Below are 1,914 nucleotides of genomic sequence, written 5' to 3'. Positions count from 1 at the left end.
CAGCGAGGCGTCCTCCACATCGGCCGCCGCGCCGTTCCACACCGACAGCACCGACCGACGCTCCTCGGGGTCGAGGAGGTCCGCCGCCGCGAGCGTCAGATCGGGGTCGGCCACCGCCTGGCGCAGCATCCGGCCCAGCATCGCCACCATCCGCCGGACGGTCGCGCCGTCGAAGAGCGCGGCGTCGTAGAGCACCTGTCCGGTGAGGCCGTTCGCGTCGTCGGCGCTGAGCAGGAACTCCAGGTCGAACTTGACCGAGCCGTTGGCGATCGGGCGCACGTCCCCGACCCGCAGGCCGGGCAGCTCCAGGCGCGGCGGGGCGCCGCTGTCCAGGGCCAGGCAGATCTGGAAGAGCGGATGCCGGGACAGCGACCGCTCCGGGGCGACGGCTTCGAGAACGAGGTCGAAGGGTGCCTCCTGGTGGGCGAAGGCGTCCAGATCGGCGGTACGGATCCGGGCCAGCAGCTCGCGGAAGGTCGGATTGCCCGAGGTGTCCGCGCGCAGCACCAGCGTATTGACGAAGAAACCCACCAGGTCGGCGAGCGCGTCCTCGCTGCGTCCCGCCACCGGGGAGCCGATCGGGATGTCCGGGCCGGCGCCGAGCCGGGTGAGCGTCGCGGCGAGCGCGGCGTGCACCACCATGAAAGGCGTGCACTGCTGGGCGCGGGCCAACCGCGCGATGCCCTCGTGCAGTTCGGCCCCGAAGTCCAGCGGTACGGCGCCGCCCCGGTGACCGGCCACGGCCGGCCGCGACCGGTCCAGCGTCAGTCCCAGTTCCTCGGGAAGCCCGGCGAGCGCGCCACGCCAGTGCGCCAGCTCGGCGCCGAGCACACTGTCCGGCCGCGCCGCCTCACCCAGCAGCCGCCGCTGCCAGATCGCGTAATCGGCGTAGTGCACGGGAAGCCCGGACCACCGCGGTGCGCCGGCACCGGACAGCCGCGCCGTGTAGGCCCTCGCCAGGTCCGTCAGGAGCGGGCGCAGTGACTGGCCGTCGGTGGCGATGTGGTGCAGCAGGATCAGCAGCACCCTGCGGTCGTCGCCCAGTTCGAACAGCGTTACCCGCAAGGGAGCTTCCGCGGCCAGGTCGAAGACGTGGCCGGCCGCCGACCGGATCTCCCCGTCGAGCGACTCGGCGCCGACCGTGCGGCGTTCGAAGACCAGCGGGGCCGCGCCGACCGGCAGCACCCTTTGGTACGGTTCGTCGTCCGCGGTCGCGAAGACCGTGCGCAACGGCTCGTGGCGGTCCATCAGGTCGGCGAAGGCGGAACGCAGCGCTTCGACATCGAGATCGCCGTCGATGGGGACGGACAGCGGCACGTTGTACGCCGCGGAACTCCCCTCCATGCCGGAGATCAGCCACAGCCGGCGCTGGGCGTAGGACAACGGCAGCCGCTCGGGGCGGGGTTCGCCGGTCAGCGCGGGACGGGCGGCGGCTCCCCGGTCCGTTCGGGCGGTGAGGTGCTCGACGAGGGCGGCCGGGGTGGGGTTGAGGAAGACGTCACGGATGGTGAGGGGTGCGTCGAGGACGGCGGTGACGCGGGCGGCGAGCCGGGCGGCGAGCAGGGAGTGGCCGCCGTGGTCGAAGAAGTTGTCGTCGACGGTGAGCGGCGCGGGAGCCGCCAGGACATCGGTGAACAGCCCGCAGACGATCTCCTCCAGTGGAGTGCGCGGAGCACGGCCCTCGGTGGGGGCGATGTCGGGAGCGGGGAGAGCTCTCTTGTCGACCTTGCCGTTGGCGGTGAGCGGCATCCGGTCCAGCACCACGATGAAGGTGGGGACCATGTGCTCCGGCAGCCGCTCCCGCAGCCAGCTCCTTACCGTTCGCACGTCGAGGTCGGTGCCTGCCGTGGTGGTGATGTGGGCGGTGAGTTGGGGGGTGTTGTGGTGGTTGGGGTGGGTGGTGATGGTGGCTTG

1 protein-coding gene is annotated in these 1,914 nt (G+C 72.3%); it reads right to left on the bottom strand.

Annotated elements, in window-relative coordinates:
• Positions 1–1,914: condensation domain-containing protein (locus tag ACFO3J_RS32715; RefSeq protein ID WP_386437418.1), on the bottom strand; the 1,914-nt coding region annotated here is incomplete at both ends.

The organism is Streptomyces polygonati (genome assembly GCF_042650325.1).
Lineage (GTDB): Bacteria > Actinomycetota > Actinomycetes > Streptomycetales > Streptomycetaceae > Actinacidiphila > Actinacidiphila polygonati.
Note: the sequence above shows the minus strand (reverse complement) of the source record. Positions and strands in the feature narration are given on the sequence as shown.